Annotated in this window: 1 protein-coding gene; it reads right to left on the bottom strand. The window is 31.0% G+C overall.

Annotation, left to right across the window (positions count from 1 at the left end):
- Window positions 1-65: 65 nt before the first annotated feature.
- Window positions 66-692 carry a DUF6512 family protein gene (locus ACYQ3D_RS12615; protein ID WP_459838816.1) on the bottom strand — a complete coding sequence of 209 codons (627 nt, stop codon included), beginning with the start codon at window positions 690-692 and terminating at the stop codon, window positions 66-68.
- Window positions 693-788 lie beyond the last annotated feature (96 nt).

The raw sequence follows: 788 nt of genomic DNA, 5'->3' as shown, positions 1-788 counted from the left end.
TTCTAAAGGGCTGAACTATATCTATGGTTTTGAATTGAAGAATTTGACTTGGCTCACGACACACCCTACAGGTCTAGAAAACAGACCTTCCGTAATAAAAACCATTTGCAGACAGCTGATAGCTGATATAAAGTGGCACGAAAGTGCCACTTTATATCAGCTATCCCATACTCTCCTGTCTTAGGATCCTTAAAAATAGGCAGATGGGGTGGAAAAAAAGTAAACAATATTAATAACCCACCAAAACCTATAAAACAAATTAAACCCAATCTATCATTAAATCTAGGTTTTTTTCTGCTTATAATATTATAATTTATGATCTGACAAATAATTGACCCTACTACATAAGAGGCTATATCCAGCCACAAAATATGTTCTCCGATTATAGCAGTATAAGTATAAAAAAACAATATAATAAACACTTCTAATGCTAGTACTCCTAAAGTCTTCCCCCAAAAATAGTTCTTTACTTTATCTTTGATTGCTGGATATTCAATTAGAGAGAAAAAGACAAGAGCCCAATAACCTAACTTCAAATGTTCCCAAACACTTTCATTTACTGGACTAAAAACTGCTACAATTAATGACTGACCAGACCAATCATATACAAAGTGTAATAATGACCCAACTATAATTAACCAAAATAAACCTAATGTTTCCCAAATCAAAACTTCCTTACTACCTTTCTTCATGATACCTCCCTCCTTAGTATTTAAAAGAGTTTAACACTTAATTATTACTAAAAAATTTTTTTAATTATTAAAATGATATATAAATCTAAATAAACA

The sequence above is a fragment of the Halanaerobaculum tunisiense genome (assembly GCF_054657635.1).
Note: the sequence above shows the minus strand (reverse complement) of the source record. Positions and strands in the feature narration are given on the sequence as shown.